Origin of the sequence: Pantoea sp. LS15, assembly GCF_012241585.1 — a bacterium.
Taxonomy (GTDB): domain Bacteria; phylum Pseudomonadota; class Gammaproteobacteria; order Enterobacterales; family Enterobacteriaceae; genus Enterobacter.
The window spans coordinates 213,635-234,989 of record NZ_JAAVXA010000007.1 but is presented as its reverse complement, the minus strand read 5'-3'; the positions used below and the strand labels follow the sequence as shown (position 1 = coordinate 234,989).

Annotated in this window: 21 protein-coding genes; 7 read left to right on the top strand and 14 right to left on the bottom strand. The window is 52.6% G+C overall.

Features of this window, described 5'->3' with window-relative positions; genetic code table 11:
• Window position 1: 1 nt before the first annotated feature.
• A complete protein-coding gene (locus HED65_RS13095; protein WP_114978889.1) occupies window positions 2–1,141 on the bottom strand; it encodes an efflux RND transporter periplasmic adaptor subunit in 1,140 nt (379 codons plus the stop codon).
• 386 nt (window positions 1,142–1,527) lie between these two features.
• Here HED65_RS13095 and envR point away from each other — a divergent pair, with 386 nt between their 5' ends.
• Complete coding sequence (gene envR / locus HED65_RS13090; protein WP_114978888.1) at window positions 1,528–2,244, top strand: acrEF/envCD operon transcriptional regulator; 717 nt, start codon at window positions 1,528–1,530, stop codon at window positions 2,242–2,244.
• Here the strand turns inward: envR and HED65_RS13085 are convergent.
• The 13 genes from HED65_RS13085 to acuI form a co-directional block, all read right to left on the bottom strand.
• On the bottom strand, window positions 2,163–4,241 hold the full coding sequence (locus tag HED65_RS13085; RefSeq protein WP_114978887.1) for a putative bifunctional diguanylate cyclase/phosphodiesterase: 2,079 nt from the start codon (window positions 4,239–4,241) through the stop codon (window positions 2,163–2,165). The genes envR and HED65_RS13085 overlap by 82 nt on opposite strands.
• 138 nt (window positions 4,242–4,379) lie before the next feature.
• Window positions 4,380–4,544 (bottom strand): DUF2556 family protein, encoded by a 165-nt coding sequence (locus tag HED65_RS13080; protein WP_114978886.1) that lies wholly within the window; start codon window positions 4,542–4,544, stop codon window positions 4,380–4,382.
• Window positions 4,545–4,723: 179 nt separating this feature from the next.
• Window positions 4,724–5,020: a DNA-binding transcriptional regulator Fis gene (fis, locus tag HED65_RS13075; protein WP_000462905.1), complete on the bottom strand. Its 297-nt coding sequence runs from the start codon at window positions 5,018–5,020 to the stop codon at window positions 4,724–4,726.
• Between the two features lie 23 nt (window positions 5,021–5,043).
• Window positions 5,044–6,009 carry a tRNA dihydrouridine synthase DusB gene (dusB, locus tag HED65_RS13070; RefSeq protein WP_014885445.1) on the bottom strand — a complete coding sequence of 322 codons (966 nt, stop codon included), beginning with the start codon at window positions 6,007–6,009 and terminating at the stop codon, window positions 5,044–5,046.
• Window positions 6,010–6,391: 382 nt separating this feature from the next.
• Window positions 6,392–7,273, bottom strand: a complete 882-nt coding sequence (prmA, locus tag HED65_RS13065) for a 50S ribosomal protein L11 methyltransferase (RefSeq protein WP_114978885.1) — start codon at window positions 7,271–7,273, stop codon at window positions 6,392–6,394.
• A gap of 11 nt (window positions 7,274–7,284) precedes the next feature.
• Window positions 7,285–8,736, bottom strand: coding sequence for a sodium/pantothenate symporter (gene panF / locus HED65_RS13060; RefSeq protein ID WP_114978884.1), 1,452 nt, complete (start codon window positions 8,734–8,736; stop codon window positions 7,285–7,287).
• Window positions 8,726–8,968: a YhdT family protein gene (locus HED65_RS13055; protein WP_114978883.1), complete on the bottom strand. Its 243-nt coding sequence runs from the start codon at window positions 8,966–8,968 to the stop codon at window positions 8,726–8,728. Before HED65_RS13055 ends, panF begins: the two co-directional genes overlap by 11 nt.
• Window positions 8,969–9,076: 108 nt before the next feature.
• Window positions 9,077–10,426 (bottom strand): acetyl-CoA carboxylase biotin carboxylase subunit, encoded by a 1,350-nt coding sequence (gene accC, locus HED65_RS13050; protein ID WP_023333644.1) that lies wholly within the window; start codon window positions 10,424–10,426, stop codon window positions 9,077–9,079.
• A 10-nt stretch (window positions 10,427–10,436) separates the two neighbouring features.
• The gene (accB, locus tag HED65_RS13045; protein WP_014171866.1) at window positions 10,437–10,898 is read right to left on the bottom strand and encodes an acetyl-CoA carboxylase biotin carboxyl carrier protein; all 462 of its coding nucleotides are present in this window, start codon (window positions 10,896–10,898) and stop codon (window positions 10,437–10,439) included.
• 21 nt (window positions 10,899–10,919) lie between these two features.
• Entirely contained in the window at window positions 10,920–11,372 is a 453-nt protein-coding gene (gene aroQ, locus HED65_RS13040; RefSeq protein WP_114978882.1) for a type II 3-dehydroquinate dehydratase, read from the bottom strand.
• 234 nt (window positions 11,373–11,606) lie between these two features.
• On the bottom strand, window positions 11,607–12,206 hold the full coding sequence (msrQ, locus tag HED65_RS13035) for a protein-methionine-sulfoxide reductase heme-binding subunit MsrQ (protein ID WP_114978881.1): 600 nt from the start codon (window positions 12,204–12,206) through the stop codon (window positions 11,607–11,609).
• On the bottom strand, window positions 12,207–13,208 hold the full coding sequence (gene msrP / locus HED65_RS13030) for a protein-methionine-sulfoxide reductase catalytic subunit MsrP (RefSeq protein ID WP_114978880.1): 1,002 nt from the start codon (window positions 13,206–13,208) through the stop codon (window positions 12,207–12,209). It abuts the gene before it with no gap.
• 77 nt (window positions 13,209–13,285) lie between these two features.
• Window positions 13,286–14,260 (bottom strand): acrylyl-CoA reductase (NADPH), encoded by a 975-nt coding sequence (acuI, locus tag HED65_RS13025; RefSeq protein WP_114978879.1) that lies wholly within the window; start codon window positions 14,258–14,260, stop codon window positions 13,286–13,288.
• A 182-nt stretch (window positions 14,261–14,442) separates the two neighbouring features.
• Between acuI and csrD the strand changes: the two genes are divergently transcribed.
• The 6 genes from csrD to rng all read left to right on the top strand — a co-directional run bounded on the left by csrD (window position 14,443) and on the right by rng (window position 21,337).
• Window positions 14,443–16,383 (top strand): RNase E specificity factor CsrD, encoded by a 1,941-nt coding sequence (csrD, locus tag HED65_RS13020; RefSeq protein ID WP_114978878.1) that lies wholly within the window; start codon window positions 14,443–14,445, stop codon window positions 16,381–16,383.
• 282 nt (window positions 16,384–16,665) lie between these two features.
• Window positions 16,666–17,709, top strand: coding sequence for a rod shape-determining protein MreB (gene mreB, locus HED65_RS13015; protein WP_000913396.1), 1,044 nt, complete (start codon window positions 16,666–16,668; stop codon window positions 17,707–17,709).
• A 61-nt stretch (window positions 17,710–17,770) separates the two neighbouring features.
• Window positions 17,771–18,787, top strand: a complete 1,017-nt coding sequence (mreC, locus tag HED65_RS13010) for a rod shape-determining protein MreC (RefSeq protein ID WP_023309400.1) — start codon at window positions 17,771–17,773, stop codon at window positions 18,785–18,787.
• Entirely contained in the window at window positions 18,787–19,275 is a 489-nt protein-coding gene (mreD, locus tag HED65_RS13005; RefSeq protein ID WP_028016994.1) for a rod shape-determining protein MreD, read from the top strand. The genes mreC and mreD overlap by 1 nt, the downstream gene beginning before the upstream one ends.
• Window positions 19,276–19,284: 9 nt before the next feature.
• Window positions 19,285–19,878 carry a Maf family protein gene (locus HED65_RS13000; protein WP_028016995.1) on the top strand — a complete coding sequence of 198 codons (594 nt, stop codon included), beginning with the start codon at window positions 19,285–19,287 and terminating at the stop codon, window positions 19,876–19,878.
• Window positions 19,868–21,337 carry a ribonuclease G gene (gene rng / locus HED65_RS12995; protein ID WP_114978877.1) on the top strand — a complete coding sequence of 490 codons (1,470 nt, stop codon included), beginning with the start codon at window positions 19,868–19,870 and terminating at the stop codon, window positions 21,335–21,337. The genes HED65_RS13000 and rng overlap by 11 nt, the downstream gene beginning before the upstream one ends.
• Window positions 21,338–21,355 lie beyond the last annotated feature (18 nt).

The following is a 21,355-nucleotide window of genomic DNA, read 5'->3' as shown; positions in this document are numbered from 1 at the left end:
CTTACCCGGCTGGCGTCGTGGTGGTATCAGGCGTGGCGACGACGGTAGCCCCCGGTCTGACTTTCTGTAAACCGCTGACAATCACGCGATCACCGTTTTTCAGCCCTTCCGTCACCAGCCACCGATCGCCAATCGCCTGAGGGGCAACGACGGTACGCGACTCCACCTGGTTTTTATTGTTTACCACCAGTACGGTTGCATCGCCTCGCGGTGTGCGGGTCACGCCTTGCTGTGGAACCAGAATGGCATCCGGTTGTGTGCCTTCATCAATGCGGGCGCGAACAAACATACCGGGTAACAGCAGGTGTTGAGGATTAGGGAAAATGGCACGCAGAGTAATCGAACCGGTACTTTCGTCGACGGTAACATCTGAGAACTGCAATGTACCTTTCAGCGGATAGGGCTGACCATTCTCCATCAGCAGTTCAACGGCGCTGGTGGCGTCGCCTTTCTGCAGGCTTGTCTGTTTCAGGCGCATGAAATCATTGCTGGACTGGGTGACATCGACATAAATCGGATCAAGCTGCTGGACTGTTGCCAGAGCGGTGGCTTGTCCGCTCGTGACAAGCGCGCCCTCGGTGACGCTGGATTTACCGATGCGACCAGCGACAGGTGACGTGACCCTGGTATAGGCAAGATTGATACGTGCCGATTCCACACCCGCCTGGGCGGCGGCAACGCTGGCGTCTGCCTGTTGAGCCGTCGCCACTGCCTGATCGTATTCCTGTTTGCTGACATATTGTGTGCCAACCAGCGGGAGATAACGCTTCACCGTCAGATGCGCGATATGCGCTGCTGCCCGAGACTTTAACAGTTCGGCCTTTGCGTTGTCATAAGCCGCCTGCCAGGTCGCGGGATCAATCTGGTAAAGTGACTCACCTGCTTTTACATCACTACCTTCCGTGAAGTTGCGACGCAGGATGATGCCGCTAACCTGCGGGCGAACCTCCGCAACGCGAAATGCATCTGTTCTGCCCGGGAGTTCAGTGGTGACAGCCAGAGGGGCGCTTTTCACTATATGCACGCTGACCTGAGGTGCCTGTGGATGTTGTTGTTGGTTTTCCTGACCATCGCATCCAGTGAGCAATACCGCACAGACAATGAGACCGGATAAGGGCAAGCGTCTGAAATGATTCGTCATTACTGTTCCTTTAAATACCCATTAACCGATATTTGCCGTGGCTCGGTAGCTGGGGCAGAGAGATAAAAATAAAATGTAGCTGCGTATAATAATGAGGGTATTTAATGTTTTTTAATTTATAAGTGCGAATGACCAGGCATGCTGGAAAAATCAGAATCAGACCCGGTGCAATCAGCCTTATACTTCTGGCATGTTAATCAGGTAAATAGGATTTAATTTTTTATGCTATTCATTTGGTGAATTTAATAGGGGTTATGTATTTGTCTTAATTATAAATTAAGTGAATTGACTTTTTTTGTGCAAAATTAAAACTGATTTTAGTGAATACTTTCCTTCATCTGAACCCGGTATGACGTATAAATTTTGTGAGTAACGAGTAGTTATCTATGGCGCGTAAAAAGAAAGAAGAGGCTCAACAAACCCGACAGCAGCTGATTGAGGCGGCTATTGAACAGTTTGCGATGCGTGGCGTGGCCAGTACGACGCTGACGGATATCGCGGATGCCGCTAAGGTTACGCGCGGTGCGATCTATTGGCACTTTGCCAGTAAAGCAGAAATATTTAATGCCATCTGGGAACAACAATTACCGCTTCGTGACATTATTCGCGACAGACTTTCTGTTTCCGAAAACGATGATCCATTGTTAATGCTTCGTGAGCAATTTATTATTGCCTTGCAGTATATTGCGCGTGAACCCCGGCAATGTGCGCTTTTACAAATTCTGTATCATAAGTGTGAATTTAGTAGTGACATGATTGCAGAGAGTGAAATCAGAAAACGTATTGGATTCAATTATGACTATTTACGTGCCACGCTGGAGGCATGCATTGCGCGGAAAATCATTTCGGCACAGGTAAATGTTGATCTCACGTTGATCGTATTCCACGGTTTTTTTAGCGGAATAATTAAAAACTGGTTAATGAATAACGACAGTTTTAATCTATATCAGCAGGCTCCGGCCCTGGTCGATAGCATTCTGGCGACACTCCCTGTCATCCGAGTATCGCCCCATGATGCTTACTACTTAGCGTCAGGTAACATTTCTCCCCTGGCACAAAGCGCCTCTATGGTCTGTGCGCTGACAGGTTTACCTAACAGATAACCCTGAAGGGTATTACAGCCTAGCTTCGTCAAAAAGGTTTGCTGTGCTTCGGTTTCTACACCTTCAGCCACGACTTTCAGATTCAGTGTTTTTGCGAGGGCCACAATCGCAGAGACAATGGTTGCATCTTCGCTTTCCCCGCTGAGTTCTTTCACGAATGCTCTGTCGATCTTCAATTCACAGGCCGGTAAACGCTTGAGATACAGCAGGCTCGAATATCCGGTACCAAAGTCATCAATGGAGGCTTTCACGCCCGCATCCGTTAACTCCGTCAACACTCGTACACTCTCATCCGGGTTACTCATTGCTGTAGTTTCCGTCACTTCGAGGATCAACATTTCCGGTGGCACATTGTGGTGCGCCAGGCAGTCGAGAACGGTTTTAACCAGCGACGGCTGCTCAAACTGCAATGTCGACAGGTTTACCGCCATCGACCAGCTTTGATGCCCCTGAAGATGCCATTCCCTCAACTGGCGACAGGCTTCATTGATTACCCAGTTACCGATGGGAATAATGAGCCCCGTTTTTTCCGCCAGTGGCAGGAAAAGGTCTGGCGTCAGTAATCCTTGCTTAGGGTGCTGCCAGCGCAGTAACGCTTCAAAACCGAGGACAGGGCCAGCGGGTGCGTGAAATTTTGGCTGGTAAAGCAGGCGGAGCTCATTACGATCGATAGCCATCCACAGGTCGTTCATTAACTGGAGATGGGTCTGCGCCAGGGTATTCATGGAGGGCTGGAAGAAGTGGTAGCCATTTCGCCCCATATGTTTGGTGTGGTACATCGCCGCATCCGCATTAAACATCAGCTCACGTTCGGTTTTGCCATCGTGAGGATAAAAAGCGATACCAATGCTGAGTGTCACCACCAGTTCATAAGGATCTAGATTGAACGGGCTATCAATCGCGCGAACCAGTGAGCTTGCCAGAGAAGCCGCATCGTCCGGACTTTCTCCTTCTGCCAGCAGAACAAACTCATCTCCGCCGATACGTGCAAGGGTGAATTGACCTTTCAGAGGATGCAACAGACGCTGCGTAACAGCGACCAGCAACTTGTCACCGATATCATGGCCGTAGGCATCATTGATGGCTTTAAAACCGTCAAGATCCATAAACATCAGGGCAAAATTGCTGCCTTCACGGTCGGCTTTGCTGATGGCCTGATCGAGTCTGTCTTCCAGCAGAATACGGTTGGGCAGACGCGTCAGGGTATCGTGCAGTGCCAGTTGCGCGAGTTCACGGTTCGCTTCGGCAAGTGATGAAGCAAGAAGGGCGGTACGCGCCTGAAGGCGGGCATCCAGCATCGATACCAGCAGGCTGATCCCCAGAATAGAGAGAGCAACAACGCTGACCAGCACCGCCAGCCAGCTTCCATTAATACCGTCATGGTGAACCATCGTCGACATCGGAAACTGTGCGGCTTTCATTCCGGCGTAGTGCATACCTGCAATGGCAATCCCCATGGTGATGGCAGCACCCATGCGCATCAGCACAACCTGAGCCGCTTCCTGGCGCAAGCGGAATGTCAGCCACAATGCAGCGAGTGAAGCGGCAAGTGCAATGGCGACCGAAATGGCTACCCATATCTTGTCCCAGATAATGCCCGGTGTGACCTCCAGCGCTGCCATGCCGGTGTAATGCATGGCCACGATGCCACTTCCCATTACTAACGCACCGGGCAACAGACGGCGTAAACGCAATCGCTCGCAGCTGACGAGCCATAGAGCAAACAGTGACGAACCCACAGCGATGATCATGGATAACACCGTCAGATTGGCGTTGTAACTCATGCTCATGGAGAGGTCCATCGCCAGCATGCCGATAAAATGCATAGCCCACACGCCAATACCCATTGCAATACCACCGCCAGCCAGCCAGATACGGGCTGCGACACCCTGGCTCCCCGCGACGCGCGCGGCCATATTCAGTGCGGTATACGCGGCAAGGATAGCAACAACAAAGGAGAGGACTACAAGGATATGGTTGAATTGACTAACCAGCATGGTCGGTTCTACTCGAGTTTGACGTTACGCCAGAGCGGTTGAGAAGGGCGAGACATTATCATCGGAAGGGAACGGCTCAAAGGGATTTAAATCCCTGTTTTTAGTAGGAGATAACAGGGAGTTGACGGGGGAAGAGGCTTAGTCGAGTTCTGAACAGTTCACTAATTTGAGCGGATTGACGGAGTTCATATTACGACACTTATCGGTTTCGGTGCTCATCAGCTCAATCCACTGCATCAGGAGTGCATCGAAAATGAAAACGGAGATTGCGAAGACAACCAGCCACCAGTATTTACGAATCATTGTGTCATTCCGCGAGAAGAGAGTCAGTAAAGTGGTGGAAATATACACGAAAAGTCGCGGTTTAAAAGCGGGATAAGTGAAGGTTTACAAAGCGTTGACGGTGACAGGTTCGGGCAATAAAAAAGGCGCATCCCCATGCCAGGTAGCGCCTTTTTAAACAAGCATTTCGCTAATCGAAATTAGTTCATGCCGTATTTTTTCAGTTTCTTACGCAGAGTACCACGGTTGATACCCATCATCAGCGCAGCGCGGGTTTGGTTACCGCGGGTGTATTGCATCACCATGTCCAACAGTGGCTGTTCAACTTCAGCCAGTACCAGCTCATACAGGTCATTAACATCCTGACCATTCAGTTGAGCAAAATAGTTCTTCAGTGCCTGTTTAACCGAGTCACGCAGGGGCTTTTGAGTTACCTGGTCCTGAGAGTTAACGGTAGAAACGGTCAGTACGTCAGAATTTACGCGTTGTTCGAACATAGTTCTGTCAGCTCTTTATTTCATTACGCAAGATTTTCGAAGTATGCCTCCAACGCCTCCAGCTGTTCGCTGGCATCCTCTATGGCGTTGAATGTGCGCCGAAACTGGTCATCTGGAGCGTGCTCCTGGAGATACCAGGAGACGTGTTTACGCGCAATTCGGTACCCTTTTGCCTGACCGTAGTGGTCATGCAGTTCCCGAACATGCGAACAAAGCAAGCGCTTAACCTCTGCCAGAGGCAGCGGGGCAAGCAGCTCCCCAGTGTCCAGATAATGCTGGATTTCCCGGAAGATCCAGGGTCTTCCCTGAGCTGCACGTCCTATCATCAGAGCATCAGCTCCCGTATAGTCGAGTACAGCCCTGGCTTTAAGCGGGTCAGTTATGTCGCCATTCGCGATAATCGGAATGGAAACTTTCTGCTTAACTGCCCGAATGCTGTCGTATTCAGCTTCACCATTGAACAAACAGGCGCGAGTGCGTCCATGAATGGTCAGGGCCTGAATGCCACAGTCTTCGGCCAGTTGGGCAATCTCTACACAGTTACGGTGTTCCGGCGACCAACCCGTGCGAATCTTCAACGTAACAGGAACGTCCACTGCGCTGACAACCGCCGTCAGGATAGATTTCACCTGGTCGGGGTATTGCAGAAGGGCTGAACCTGCAAGCTTGCGATTCACTTTTTTGGCCGGGCAACCCATATTGATATCAATAATCTGGGCACCACTTTCCACGTTAATACGCGCGGCATCTGCCATCTCTTCAGGCACGCTTCCGGCAATTTGCACGGTGCGGATACCTGGTTCATCAATGTGCACCATCCGAAGGCGGGATTTATCGCTTTCCCATACCTGCGGGTTAGACGACATCATCTCGGATACGGTTAAACCGGCTCCCATCTCATAGCACAGCGTCCTGAACGGCCGGTCGGTAATACCTGCCATAGGGGCTGCGATCAGGCGATTTCTAAGCTGGTGGTGTCCGATGCGCATGAGTTAAGAAATGACCATACTGTGACTGCAAGGCGGCGTATATTACGCATTTTTCGCACGAGATGAAAGGCCAAACTTTGAACAATCCTCTGTTGTAGATCAAGGAATCGCCGCTCAATCACGCTGTTAAAAATTATTCACCATGTAAATCATTGTGTTATGCGATAATGCTTGTTTTATGTACGCTTACAATTTCCCGTAACTTCTCATCATTTCTGAATAAATGCTTCGATGAAGCGGGATAATCTGCTGTTTTTAGCAACAGTTTTACCGCCATCTTTGAGATCTGGCTCTCATTTTAGGACAAGATCTTCAGAGGTGAGTGAGGGGGTTTTATGCAGCAAAACGAGATAAGGCGTGGCCAGATGACCACGCCCAGGGCTTATTTTTTACGGCCGGTAATACGACACCACTCTTCTTTCTCCACCACCGGGTCGAGCGTAAAGAGATCGGCATAGGCTTCGCAAACACTATCAGCCTGGCTTGCCAGGATACCTGAAAGTCCAAGCAGACCGCCCTCAACGGGCAGCACGCTGATTAACGGAGCCAGTTCGCGTAATGGGCCTGCCAGAATGTTTGCGACCACCACATCGGCTTTCATGGCTTCTGGCTGCGCATCCGGCAGATACAGTTCCAGGCGATCGGAGACACCGTTACGCTCGGCGTTATCACGGCTGGCCTGAATTGCCTGCGGATCGATATCGATCCCGATGGCTTTTGCCGCACCCAGTTTCAGTGCTGCAATGGCCAGGATCCCGGATCCGCAACCGAAGTCGATCACCGTCTTGCCGTCCAGATCCAGACCATCCAGCCACTGCAGGCACAGGGAGGTGGTTGGGTGGGTGCCGGTACCAAATGCCAGGCCCGGATCGAGCATCACGTTAACCGCGTTCTCATCCGGAACGTCGCGCCAGCTTGGGCAGATCCACAGACGTTTGCCGAACTGCATGGGGTGGAAGTTATCCATCCACTCGCGCTCCCAGTCTTTGTCTTCCAGCTGTTCGATTTTGTGTACAAAACCCGCGCCGAGCAGAGGATGGTTTTCCAGAATTGCGACGACCTCTTTCATGTCGGTTTCGGCATCAAACAGGCCAATAACGTCGGTATCACCCCACAGGCGGGTTTCGCCCGGAAGTGGTTCGAAGACAGGCGTGTCATGCGTGTCCTGGAAGGTGATGGAGACCGAACCGGCCTCCATCAGCGCATCGCTCAGCTCTTCGGCGTTTGCACCAGTTGTATTCAGTTTTAGTTGGATCCACGGCATGGCAAAACTCTTTATTTATCAGTAGAAATCATAGCGGGTTGCGGGTCGGGCTGACCGAAACGGTTCCCCACCACAAACGCCAGCAAACTTAACAGTAACGAAGGCACAATCGGATGGAAGCCCAGATACTGAATTTTAAATGTCGCAAGGACGGCATACAGCACGCCACCGACGATCATACCGCTCAACGCGCCCGCAGCATTTGCACGCTCCCAGTAGAGACCAAGCACCAGCGGCCACAAGAAAACAGCTTCGAGACCACCAAACGCGAGCAGGTTGAGCCAGATGATCATCTCAGGCGGACGCCATGCGGCTAACAGCAGCAAAGCCCCTAGCACCAGCGTAATCACGGCGGACATACGCTTCAGACGTCGTTCATTCTCAACCTGTTCAGGACGTAAATTGAGATAGAGATCTTTAATGATCGTAGCGGAACTTTGCAGTAACTGGGCATTGATCGTCGACATGATGGCGGCCATCGGTGCGGCAAGGAATATTCCGGCAGCAAATGGCGGTAACACTTTTACCATCAGCGTAGGGATCACCAGATCCGGCACGGTGAGATCAGGGATCACCGCGCGGCCTAATGCACCCGCCAGATGCATGCCAAACATCAGAATGGCAACCACAATGGTACCAATGATGATGCCTTTATGAACCGCCTTGCTATCTTTATACGAGATACAGCGCACTGCAGTATGTGGCAGACCAATCACGCCAAAGCAAACAAGTACCCAGAATGACGTCATAAAGGTCGGAGAAAGAATGTCATCTGCGCCCTGAGGAGAGACCAGTTTTGGATCGATCGCTTCCAGCGTTTCAACAGCGTGGCTCAGGCCACCCGCAGCGTGCACAATGCCCACCAGCAGGACAATCGTCCCGATAAGCATCACCATTCCCTGCATGGTGTCGTTAAGTACACTGGCGCGGAAGCCACCAAATGCCGTATACAGCGCGATACTTATCCCAAAGATCAGTAGCCCTGTTTCGTAAGGGATACCTGCAGCCGTTTCCAGCAGACGCGCGCCACCGATAAACTGCACCGTCATCGCACCAATAAAGGCCACCAGCAGACTTAAACTTGCCAGCCATACCAGTAAACGGCTCTGGTAACGTGCAAACAGCATATCGTTGAGCGTCACAGCATTGTAACGGCGCGCCAGAATGGCAAACTTTTTGCCGAGGATACCCAGCGAGAGCCAGACTGCGGGCAGCTGGATCATCGCTAAAAGCACCCATCCTAGCCCGTATTTATAGGCTGCACCTGGGCCGCCGATAAACGAGCTAGCACTGATGTAGGTAGCGGTGAGTGTCATGGCCAGCACGACCCCGCCCATGGAGCGGCTGCCAAGAAAATACTCGTTCAGAAAGGTGCCCGTCGCTCTTTTACGCATGGCATAAACCGACAATCCAAACACGACGAGCAGATACGCAATCAGTGGCAGAATGACTTCAAGCTGCATCATCGTCCTCCAGCGGAATATCGCGATAAATGAACTTCACCATTGCCCAGCACAAAACAATAAACACCAGCGGCATGAGCAGGCACGCCATTTCAAACCAGTGCGGCAGGCCGGTAATGCCAATAGCCGAATCAGGTAAGTAAGCAGTTACTAACCATGCGGCAAGATAGAGAAGGGTCAGCCACAGCGCCCAGCGCGCTTCTTTATGGGCCTGAACAAAACGTTTGTCCATTTTTTGTCCCTTGTGGATGAAGAAAGCGGGGATTGTACATGATGAGGCTTTCCAGGCCCCAGAAATAAAAAAGGCCGGATAATCCGGCCTTTTCGCAAAGATGCTGTATTACTTCTCGTTCAGACCGAGTTTCTTCTCCAGATAGTGGATGTTGGTTCCACCATTCTGGAAATGCTCGTCGCTCATAATACGCATCTGCAGATCAACGTTGGTTTTGATACCGTCGATGATCAGCTCTTGCAGGGCATTTTTCATGCGGGCAATCGCCACGTCACGGTTTTCGCCGTAGCAGATAAGCTTGCCGATCATTGAGTCATAGTACGGCGGTACGGTGTAACCGGCGTAGATATGAGACTCCCAACGCACACCAAAGCCACCCGGCGCGTGGAAACGCGTGATTTTACCCGGGCTTGGCAGGAAGGTGTTCGGGTCTTCGGCGTTGATACGGCATTCTACCGCATGGCCTTTCACCACAACTTCTTCCTGCTTGATGGACAGCGGCTGGCCTGCTGCGATACGCAGCTGTTCTTTGATCAGGTCAACGCCGGTGATCATTTCGGTAACCGGGTGTTCAACCTGAATACGGGTGTTCATTTCAATGAAGTAGAACTCGCCGTTTTCGAACAGGAACTCGAAGGTACCTGCACCGCGATAGCCGATATCGACACACGCTTTGGAGCAGCGCTCGCCAATGTAGCGACGCAGTTCCGGGGTAATACCCGGTGCTGGTGCTTCTTCGACCACTTTCTGGTGACGACGCTGCATGGAGCAGTCACGTTCTGCCAGATAGATTGCGTTACCCTGACCGTCAGCCAGCACCTGAATTTCGATGTGGCGTGGGTTTTCCAGGTATTTTTCCATGTACACCATGTCGTTGCTGAAAGCGGCTTTCGCTTCTGCTTTGGTCATGGAGATGGACTGTGCCAGTTCGGCATCGCTGCGCACAACGCGCATACCGCGACCGCCGCCGCCGCCAGACGCCTTGATGATCACCGGGTAGCCAATGCGTTTAGCATGCGCACGGTTAGCATCCATGTCGTCGGTCAGAGGGCCGTCAGAGCCTGGTACGGTTGGTACGCCAGCTTTTTTCATCGCGGTGATGGCAGACACTTTGTCGCCCATCAGGCGGATGGTGTCAGCTTTCGGGCCGATGAAGATAAAACCAGAGCGTTCAACCTGCTCAGCAAAGTTGGCGTTCTCAGAGAGGAAGCCGTAACCCGGATGAATTGCCACCGCGCCAGTGATTTCAGCGGCGCTGATGATAGCCGGGATATTCAGATAGCTTTTTACGGACGGAGCCGGGCCAATACAGACCGTCTCATCCGCCAGCAATACGTGTTTTAAATCGCGATCCGCGCTTGAGTGCACAGCGACAGTCTTGATGCCCAGTTCTTTACAGGCACGAAGAATACGCAGTGCGATCTCGCCGCGGTTGGCGATAACAATTTTATCCAGCATGTTCGCCTCGTTACTCGATGACGACCAGCGGCTCGTCAAATTCAACCGGCTGACCACTTTCGACCAGAATCGCTTTCACAGTACCTGATTTGTCTGCTTCGATCTGGTTCATCATTTTCATCGCTTCAACGATGCACAGGGTATCGCCTGCGTTGACTTTCTGACCCACTTCGATGAACGCCTTCGCGTCCGGGCTCGGGGTGCGGTAGAAAGTACCAACCATTGGGGAACGTACGATGTGACCACTGATTTCTGCAGCAGCGGCAGGTGCGGCTTCAGCGGCTGGCGCAACGGCTGCGGAAAGCGCAGGCTGCTGCACTGGCGCAGCATAAGCTTGCTGCATTACCGGGAAGCTAGCGGCGGGTGCTGCACGGCTGATGCGTACAGACTCTTCGCCTTCAGAAATTTCCAGTTCGGAGATGCCTGATTCTTCAACCAGCTCGATCAGTTTTTTAATCTTACGAATATCCATGAGTGGGTTCCGTACTCTTGTTTAGTGTGATTGTGACAAGCGTTTTACCGCTGTCTGTAAAGCGTATGAATAGCCGTCAGCGCCCAGTCCGCAGATAACGCCAGCAGCGATATCTGACAGATACGAATGGTGGCGGAACGGCTCTCGGGCGTGCACGTTACTCAGGTGGATCTCGATAAACGGGATACTCACCGCGAGCAGTGCGTCGCGGATAGCAACACTGGTGTGCGTAAACGCGGCCGGATTGATCAGGATATAGTCCACATTGTCTTTAGCCTGATGAATACGGTCGATGAGTGCGTACTCCGCGTTTGACTGAAAATGATCCAAATCCACATTGAGCGACGCGGCTTCCGTTCCCAGACGGTTAACAATTTCACCCAATGTTAGCGTGCCGTACTTCTCCGGCTCGCGGGTACCGAGCATGTTCAGGTTCGGTCCGTTTAAAACTAAGATATGGAATTTATCAGCCATTGTGCTGCTATCTCCTGCGATTTTCCGGTAAAAAACAAAATATACCTTCGAAACGCAATTGTCACCTTTTCAGAGGCCTAAACCCGCTGTCGGGTGAACCAAAGTCGCACATTATAACGATTTCGTAGCATTTGGCAGCTAAATACTGGTCTTATCAGGGAAGATTATCAACCGCTATCCGAAAAAGATTAGCGGTTGACAGGTAATCTGCGGGAAAACGCACAGTTTCGCGAACTATCGCAACCACTGACGGAACTTCTTATAACGCCATACTAAAAGCGCCACGGCCACCAGCGCATAAAGGATTGGCTGCGGCGAGAGGATCTTCACCGACCATAGATAATGAATGGGTGCGAGGATCGCGACAAGATAGACGAAGTTGTGCAGCAGTTGCCAGCGTCTGCCCAGTTTACGCTGCGCATATTGCGTGGATGTCAGCGCTAACGCCAGTAAAACCAGCCAGCTAACGATACCCAGTGTTAGATAAGGACGCGTCACCAGTTCACGGCCAAGCAGTGTCAGATTGTTAATTCCCAGTTCCAGCAGGGCATAGCTGGTGAGATGCAGCGTCGCCCAGGCAAAACACCATAGCCCCAAAAGCCGACGAGTTCGTATCAATAATGGCTGTTTAGCGTAGCGCGCCAGCGGCGAGACGAGCAAGGTCGCCAGCAAAAATTTCAGAGCCATCCTACCCGTAAAGTGCTGGATATCCTTCGCCGGGTCTGCGCTAAAGAATCCCTGGCTGGCGGCCCAGAACAGCCAGATAAAAGGAAGCAACCCGGCCAGGTGGAGCAGCACTTTCAGCCAGGTTATCTGCTTTGCTGTTAAACGCACTCAGAAGTTCTCCCGTAAATTGAGACCACGGTAAAGTGAAGCCACTTCATCCGCATAACCGTTAAACAGCAGCGTCGGCTGGCGCTTCACGTCCAGCGCACCGCCGGAACCAATAAAACGCTCAGTTGCCTGCGACCAGCGTGGATGATCCACATGCGGATTCACATTGGCGAAGAAACCGTATTCGCCCGGGGCGGCCAGATTCCAGGTGGTTGGCGGACGTTCGCGGGTGAGCTTAATGCTGACAATAGATTTAATCCCTTTGAAACCATATTTCCACGGTACGGTTAAACGAATGGGGGCACCGTTTTGCGGTGGAAGCGCTTTGCCGTAAACACCAACGGTCAGCAGGGTAAGCGGATGCATTGCTTCGTCGAGGCGTAACCCTTCGACATAAGGATACTCAAGCCCACCGCCGATGAACCGGTCTTTCTGCCCAGGCATCTCGTCAGGAGCATAACGCGTCTGGAAAGCGACATATTTTGCATTGCTGGTGGGCTCCGCCATTGCCAGCAGCTTATGCAGCGGGAAGCCAACCCATGGCACTACCATCGACCAGGCTTCCACACACCGCATGCGGTAGATACGTTCTTCGAGCGGGAAGCGGGTGGTGAGATCGTGATGGTCCAGCGTCAGGGGTTTTGCCACTTCACCGTCAATTTTCAGCGTCCACGGATCGGTTTTGAGGCTTCCTGCATTGGCGGCAGGATCGGCCTTGTCGAGACCGAATTCGTAGAAGTTGTTATAGCCGGTGACTTTATCTTCCGGTGTGAGCGTCAGCGTGTTTTGCCACTGGGCCGGTTTGGTAAAGGTGAGTGGAGCACCGGAAGGGGCTTTCGGCCTGTCGTTGCCTTTAAACCAGTCGAGCAGGTCGGCGTGTGCCGTTGGGGAAAGCGTCAGGGCTGTGGCGCTGATGCCAAGCATTTTCAGGATCTGGCGGCGCTGTAACATAAAGACAGATTCAGACGTTACGTCGGCTTCCGTCAGTTTTTTGGTTTTCATGGCATCCTCCGTCATGCGTTTTTCTAAGCATGACGGAGGAGAAGGATTCACGCGAATATGTCACGAAAATTTGAAGATTAGGCAATTTTCACCAGCGCGCGACCGTGGAACTGGTTGTCCATGATCTTACTGGCATATTCCGGTGCCTGGCTGAGGCTAATTTCCGTTGCGCTCTGGGTATAGAAGGATTCTGGTAGATCGCGCACCAGTCGTTCCCAGGCTTCATGACGACGTGCCGCTGGCGTCATCACGGAATCGACCCCCTGCAGGCGAACGTTACGCAAAATAAATGGCATCACCGTTGTTGGCAGGGCAAATCCCCCCGCCAGTCCGCAGGCTGCCACGCAGCCGCCGTAGTTCATCTGCGCCAGCACTTTCGCCAGCACTTTGTCACCGACGGTGTCTACTGCGCCTGCCCAGACCTGTTTTTCCAGTGGGCGGGTTTCGGCAAACTCGTCGCGGCTAAGTATGCGGTCAGCGCCGAGTTTGCGCAGATAATCGTGGGTGCTTTCACGACCCGAAACCGCGGCGACCTGATAACCCAGTTTGTGCAACAGCGTGACTGCTGTGCTACCCACGCCACCGCTGGCGCCGGTCACGACAATTTCACCCGATTCCGGGCGGATGCCCGCATCTTCCAGCGCCATCACGCACAGCATGGCGGTAAAGCCTGCTGTGCCAATGATCATTGCTTTGCGGCCATCCATCCCCTTTGGCATGGGGACCAGCCAGTCACCCTTAACACGCGCCTGCGTGGCCAGCCCACCCCAGTGATTTTCACCCACACCCCAGCCGGTGAGAAGTACCTGCTGGCCTGGATGGAAGCGCGGATCCTCGCTGGTATGAACCCGGCCAGCAAAATCAATACCGGGCACCATAGGGAAATTTCGGATGATTTTCCCTTTGCCGGTGATAGCCAGTGCATCTTTATAATTTAAACTGGACCAGTCGATGTCGACGGTGACTTCGCCTTCCGGCAAGCGAGTCTCTTCAACGGTTTGCACTGAGGCAAGCGTTTTGCCGTCCTGCTGTTCTAAGATCAAAGCCTGCATATGGGGTCCCCACGACTCAGATGATTGGAAAATAATTTCTGAAGACTATACTCGCTCAGGGAAAAGCAATGTCGATTTAACGCAATAAATTGCCAGTTACAGCCGATTTGATAGTATGCCGCATTTGAAATGCAAGTTAGCGCTTACTCGCTACCCCATCAACCTACGGAGTAATCTCAAGGATGCGATTAACGACGAAGTTCTCAGCTTTTATCACCTTGCTGACGGGGCTTACCATTTTTGTCACGCTACTTGGCTGCTCTCTTAGCTTTTATAACGCCATTCAGGGCAAACTGGTCAACCGGGTCCAGGCGGTTGCTTCGGTGGTTGATGCCCGTCTGCTGACGACGCCGCTGCCAGAACTTTCTCGCGAACTGGATGAGTTGATGGCACCTGTTGATATTGTTCAGATCGACATTCAGCAGGGAAAACATCGGGTTTTTAGTCATATACGTCAGGATAGTTATCGGCCTGCAGGTGCGGTGAGCCAGTATCGGGAAGTGACGGTACACTCACTTAAAAATCCTGGGATGACCCTGCACATGGTCTACCTTGATCCGATGGCCAGTTACTTCCGCTCCATGATGACCACTGCGCCACTCACCATTGCTGTCGCGTTTATCGTCCTGCTTATTTTTCTTGCTGTCCGCTGGCTGCGACGCCAGCTCTCCGGGCAGGAACTGCTGGAGGTTCGCTCTGTGCGGATCCTTAACGGTGAACGCGGCCCCCAGGTGCGCGGTTCCGTCCATGAATGGCCTTCACGCGCCAGTAGCGCGCTGGATACGTTGCTTTCAGAAATCCAGTTCGCCAGTGACCAGCGCAGCCGTATGGATACGCTGATCCGCTCCTATGCTGCGCAGGATAATAAAACCGGCCTTAACAACCGCCTGTTCTTTGACAACCAACTGGCCACATTGCTTGAGGATCCGGAAAAGGTGGGGACGCACGGGGTGGTAATGATGATTCGCCTGCCCGATTTTGATCTCCTTCGCGACACATGGGGACAGCGGGTTGCGGAAGAAAATCTCTTTACGCTGATCAACCTGCTCTCCACCTTTATTATGCGCTACCCGGGGGCGCTACTGGCCCGCTATCACCGCAGCGACTTTGCCGTATTGTTGCCTCATCGTACGTTGAAGGAGTCGGAAAGCATCGCCAGCCAGTTGCTGAAGGCGGTGGATGCGCTGCCGCAGAGCAAAATGCTCGACAGGGACGATATGGTGCATATGGGGATCTGTGCCTGGCGCGGCGGGCAATCAACAGAACAAGTGATGGAACACGCGGAAGCGGCCACCCGCAACGCCGTGTTACAAGGGGCGAACGGGTGGGCGGTTTATGACGACTCGCTACCGGAAAAAGGGCGTGGCAATGTGCGCTGGCGAACCCTGATAGAGCAAATGCTCAGTCGCGGTGGGCCACGTATTTATCAAAAACCTGCAGTCATGAAAAACGGGCATGTTCATCATCGTGAATTGATGTGCCGTATTTTTGACGGCACGGAAGAAGTTATTTCTGCGGAATACCTGCCGATGGTGCTGCAGTTTGGGCTCTCCGAAGAGTATGACCGCCAGCAAATTAGCCGTTTGATTCCGTTTTTATCCTTCTGGCCAGAAGAAACCCTGGCATTACAGGTCACCGTAGAGTCGTTAATACGCCCGCGTTTTCAGCGCTGGCTGCGTGATACATTAATGCAATGCGAAAAATCGCAACGCAAACATATTATTTTTGAACTTGCAGAGGCAGATGTTGGTCAACACATCAGCCGGTTGCGACCGGTGGTACGTTTGATCAATGCGCTCGGCGCGCGTGTAGCCGTTACGCATGCCGGGCTGACGCTGGTCAGTACTAACTGGATCAAAGAGCTGGATGTAGAGTTATTAAAGTTACATCCGGGGTTGGTAAGGAATATTGAGAAGCGTACGGAAAACCAGCTGCTGGTACAGAGTCTGGTTGAAGCGTGCAAGGGAACGCGAACGCAAGTATTTGCCACAGGTGTGCGCTCCAGAGGTGAATGGCAGATGTTAACAGAGCGCGGTGTGATGGGTGGTCAGGGGGATTTTTTTGCCGCCTCTCAGCCGCTTGACACCAACGTGAAAAAATATTTGCAAAGATACTCTGTTTGACCTGCCGTTTACGCTGTTTTCACGTAGAATATCGCGCCTGTAGCTTTGAGTATGTCGAGCAAAAAGCCAGTGAACGACCTTTAACGGGTTACAAACGTCAGTGGGGAACGCTACTGTTTACTCAGCCCTGAGGGAGTCAGGGGATGATTTTGTAACATCAGGAAACGTACTGCACAAATTTTCACCGTTGCAGATGATTTTTGCGCCTTGTCGCTGCTGCGTGTGGTTGGTAAAGTAAGCGGATTTTGTTTTCCGCCCCAGCTTTCAGGATTATCCCTTAGTATGTTGAAAAAATTTCGTGGCATGTTTTCCAATGACCTGTCCATTGACCTGGGTACCGCGAATACCCTTATTTATGTAAAAGGACAAGGCATCGTATTGAATGAGCCTTCTGTTGTGGCCATTCGTCAGGATCGTGCAGGCTCGCCGAAAAGCGTTGCTGCAGTGGGTCATGACGCGAAGCAGATGCTGGGTCGTACCCCTGGCAACATCGCCGCAATTCGCCCAATGAAAGACGGCGTTATCGCTGACTTCTTCGTGACTGAAAAAATGCTTCAGCACTTCATTAAGCAAGTTCACAGCAACAGCTTCATGCGCCCAAGCCCGCGTGTTCTGGTGTGTGTGCCGGTTGGCGCAACCCAGGTTGAGCGTCGCGCAATCCGTGAATCTGCCCAAGGTGCAGGTGCTCGTGAAGTATTCCTGATTGAAGAGCCAATGGCTGCGGCAATTGGTGCAGGTCTGCCTGTGTCTGAAGCAACGGGTTCTATGGTGGTGGATATCGGTGGTGGTACCACTGAAGTCGCCGTTATCTCTCTGAACGGTGTGGTTTACTCCTCTTCCGTGCGTATTGGTGGTGACCGCTTCGACGAAGCCATCATTAATTACGTTCGCCGTAACTACGGCTCTCTGATCGGTGAAGCCACTGCAGAGCGTATCAAACACGAAATCGGCTCTGCGTATCCGGGCGATGAAGTGCGTGAGATTGAAGTACGCGGCCGTAACCTGGCTGAAGGTGTTCCACGTGGTTTCACCCTGAACTCCAACGAAATTCTGGAAGCACTGCAGGAACCGCTGACCGGCATCGTAAGCGCGGTAATGGTTGCGCTGGAACAGTGCCCGCCAGAACTGGCGTCCGATATCTCCGAGCGCGGTATGGTTCTGACCGGTGGTGGTGCGCTGCTGCGTAACCTCGACCGCCTGTTAATGGAAGAGACAGGTATTCCTGTCGTAGTTGCAGAAGATCCACTGACTTGCGTCGCCCGTGGTGGTGGCAAGGCGCTGGAAATGATCGACATGCACGGCGGCGACTTGTTCAGCGAAGAGTAGTCATTGTGAAAGGGTAGCGTATCGCTACCCTTTCTCTCTGACACGAGAATACGCATAGCCTATGAAGCCAATTTTTAGCCGTGGCCCATCGCTACAGTTTCGCCTCATTCTGGCGGTTCTGGTGGCGCTTGGGGTCATTATTGCCGATAGCCGCCTCGGTACGTTCAGTCAGATCAGAACGTACATGGATACCGCCGTCAGTCCTTTCTACTTTGTATCAAATGGTCCCCGCGAACTACTCGACTCCGTTTCTCAAACGCTGTCTTCGCGCGACCAACTCGAACTCGAAAACCGGGCATTACGTCAGGAACTGTTGCTGAAAAACAGCGAACTGCTGATGCTGGGGCAATATAAGCAGGAAAATGCGCGTCTGCGTGAACTGCTCGGTTCGCCGCTGCGTCAGGATGAGCAGAAGATGGTGACGCAGGTGATTTCCACCGTAAACGACCCTTACAGCGATCAGGTTGTGATCGACAAAGGTAGCGTAAACGGTGTGTATGAAGGTCAGCCTGTCATCAGTGATAAAGGCGTTGTGGGCCAGGTTGTTGCCGTGGCCAAACTGACCAGCCGCGTTCTGCTGATTTGCGATGCTACCCATGCGCTGCCGATTCAGGTCCTGCGTAACGACATTCGCGTGATCGCCGCCGGTAACGGTTGTACGGATGATCTGCAACTGGAACACCTGCCAGCGAACACGGATATCCGTGTCGGTGACGTACTGGTGACCTCCGGTCTGGGTGGACGTTTCCCGGAAGGCTATCCGGTTGCGGTGGTCTCTTCGGTGAAACTCGATACTCAGCGTGCCTATACCGTGATTCAGGCGCGTCCAACCGCAGGTTTACAGCGTCTGCGCTATCTGCTGCTGCTGTGGGGAGCCGATCGTAATGGTGCTAACCCGATGACACCTGAAGAGGTGCATCGTGTGGCGAATGAGCGTCTGATGCAGATGATGCCGCAGGTTCTCCCGCCTGCAGATTCCATGGGGCCGCCTGCGCCAGTCCCGGCGCCAGCAACAGGGTTAACGCAGCCGCTGCCGGATGCGCCACCACCGCCTAAACTCTCTTCGGGAGGGCAGTAGTGGCAAGTTATCGTAGCCAGGGACGCTGGGTCATCTGGCTCTCGTTTCTCATTGCGCTGTTACTGCAGGTTATGCCCTGGCCGGATGACATTCTTGTTTTCCGGCCAAACTGGGTGTTACTCATTTTGCTCTACTGGATCCTTGCCCTGCCGCATCGCGTAAATGTCGGCACAGGTTTTGTGATGGGTGCCATACTGGATCTCATTAGTGGCTCTACGCTTGGTGTGCGCGCGTTGTCCATGAGCATTATTGCGTACCTCGTCGCACTTAAATTCCAGCTCTTTCGTAACCTCGCGCTCTGGCAACAGGCCCTGGTAGTGATGTTGTTGTCGCTTGCTGCGGATATCGTTGTTTTCTGGGCAGAGTTTTTAGTGATCAACGTCTCTTTCCGACCGGAAGTGTTCTGGAGTAGTGTAGTAAACGGTGTGCTCTGGCCGTGGTTATTCCTGCTGATGCGTAAGATTCGCCAGCAGTTTGCCGTGCAATAAAAGGTTTCTATGACGTCTTTGTATCTCGCTTCTGGCTCCCCGCGCCGTCAGGAACTCCTGACGCAGTTAGGGGTATCTTTTGAACGCATCGTGACCGGCATTGAAGAAAAACGTGCTGAGGGCGAAAGTGCTCAACAGTACGTGTCTCGCCTTGCGCGCGAGAAAGCGCAGGCTGGCGTAGCCAGTGTGCCACGTGACCTTCCGGTGCTGGGGGCAGATACCATCGTTATTCTTAACGGTGAAGTGCTTGAGAAACCGCGCGACGCCGATCATGCGGCGCGTATGCTGCGCAAAATGTCCGGACAAACGCATCAGGTGATGACGGCCGTCGCACTGGCAGACAGCCAGAACGTGCTGGATTGCCTGGTCGTGACGGATGTGACATTCAGAGTGCTTACCGACGACGAGATCACCGCTTACATTGCCAGCGGTGAACCGATGGATAAGGCAGGTGCATACGGTATTCAGGGGCTGGGTGGCTGTTTTGTCAGGAAGATTAATGGCAGCTATCACGCCGTAGTCGGCTTACCGCTGGTGGAAACGTATGAGTTGCTGAGCAATTTTAACTCACTGCGTGAGGGAAGGGATAATTATGACGGCTGAATTGTTGGTAAACGTAACGCCATCGGAAACCCGTGTGGCCTACATTGATGGTGGCATTCTTCAGGAAATTCATATTGAGCGTGAAGCGCGACGCGGAATAGTAGGCAATATCTACAAAGGTCGTGTCAGTCGTGTACTACCGGGTATGCAGGCGGCTTTTGTAGATATTGGACTGGATAAGGCGGCATTTTTACATGCCTCCGATATCATGCCGCACACCGAGTGCGTTGCAGGTGAAGAGCAAAAGCAATTTGCCGTCCGCGATATTTCTGAATTGGTGCGTCAGGGGCAGGATCTGATGGTGCAGGTGGTTAAAGATCCCCTCGGCACCAAAGGTGCTCGTCTGACGACCGACATCACTTTACCTTCCCGTTATCTGGTCTTTATGCCTGGTGCGTCGCACGTGGGCGTTTCACAGCGTATTGAGAGCGAAAGCGAACGTGAGCGTCTGAAGAAAGTGGTCAGCGCTTACTGTGATGAGCAGGGTGGGTTTATTATCCGTACCGCCGCGGAAGGGATCAGTGAAGAAGACCTGGCGTCTGATGCGGCTTACCTGAAGCGTGTCTGGACCAAAGTGATGGAGCGTAAAAAACGCAACCAGACCCGCTACCAGCTCTATGGTGAGCTGGCACTTGCTCAACGTGTTCTGCGTGACTTTGCCGATGCACAGCTCGACCGCATTCGCGTGGATTCCCGTCTGACGTATGAAGCCCTGCTGGAGTTTACTGCTGAATACATCCCCGAGATGCCTGGCTTGCTGGAGCATTACTCAGGGCGTCAGCCGATCTTCGATCTCTATGATGTCGAAAACGAGATCCAGCGTGCGCTGGAGCGTAAGGTTGAACTGAAGTCTGGTGGGTATTTGATCATCGATCAGACCGAAGCGATGACCACCGTTGATATCAATACCGGCGCGTTTGTTGGTCACCGCAATCTGGATGACACTATCTTCAATACCAACATTGAAGCCACGCAGGCGATTGCGCGCCAGCTTCGTCTGCGCAACCTCGGCGGCATTATCATCATCGACTTTATCGATATGAGTAATGAAGACCATCGCCGCCGCGTGCTGCACTCGCTGGAGCAGGCGCTGAGTAAAGATCGCGTGAAAACCAGCATCAACGGTTTCTCACAGCTCGGGCTGGTGGAAATGACGCGTAAGCGTACCCGTGAAAGTGTTGAACATGTGCTGTGTAATGAATGCCCAACCTGCCATGGCCGCGGAACGGTAAAGACGGTTGAGACTGTCTGCTACGAAATCATGCGTGAAGTCGTGCGTGTTCATCATGCCTACGACTCCGATCGTTTTCTGGTCTATGCTTCCCCTGCGGTGGCTGAAGCGTTGAAAGGCGAAGAGTCGCACGCGCTGGCGGAAGTGGAAATCTTTGTCGGCAAACAGGTAAAAGTACAAATTGAACCGCTCTATAACCAGGAGCAGTTTGACGTCGTGATGATGTAAGACGCAGTACGCTGCGTG